Origin of the sequence: Neorhizobium huautlense, assembly GCF_002968575.1 — a bacterium.
In the GTDB taxonomy this organism is placed as follows: Bacteria; Pseudomonadota; Alphaproteobacteria; order Rhizobiales; family Rhizobiaceae; genus Neorhizobium; species Neorhizobium huautlense.
In genome coordinates this window covers 1-419 of the sequence record NZ_PVBM01000117.1, presented here as the reverse complement: position 1 = coordinate 419, position 419 = coordinate 1, and the positions used below count along the sequence as shown (strand labels likewise).

The 419-nt window shown below is 67.5% G+C and carries 2 protein-coding genes; one reads left to right on the top strand and one right to left on the bottom strand.

Features of this window, described 5'->3' with window-relative positions; all coding sequences use genetic code 11:
* On the top strand, positions 1-186 hold a 186-nt coding region (locus tag C5L12_RS27880; protein WP_342588651.1), incomplete at its 5' end, for a hypothetical protein.
* Between the two features lie 9 nt (positions 187-195).
* Here the strand turns inward: C5L12_RS27880 and C5L12_RS27875 are convergent.
* On the bottom strand, positions 196-419 hold a 224-nt coding region (locus tag C5L12_RS27875), incomplete at its 5' end, for an NAD(P)/FAD-dependent oxidoreductase (RefSeq protein ID WP_205839402.1).

Below are 419 nucleotides of genomic sequence, written 5' to 3'. Positions count from 1 at the left end.
GCCGAGCATCTTGGGCTGCGCACGCGCGATGCCCTGCTGGCGATGATCGATGCGGCCGGCCTGCAGGTGGTGGGTCGGGAGGACATCAAGCCGAAGCACCCGAAGGCGTCCGATGAAAACGACCCGCTCTATCGCGCGCGCGTTGCCGAGGTCACGTCGCTGTGGCGCCTGAAGGCACGCCAGTAAGCCAGGAATTCAGCGCGCCATCCTCGCCAGGTAGTCGAGCGCGCCCTGCCCGGCAGCGGCGCCGCTCGCAAAACACGCCGTCAGCAGATAGCCGCCCGTCGGCGCTTCCCAATCGAGCATCTCGCCGGCGCAGAACACGCCCGGCAGACGCTCGATCATCAGCTTTGCATCCAGCGCTTCAAATGCAACGCCGCCCGCGGTGCTGATCGCCTCCTCAATGGGCCGCGTGCGTG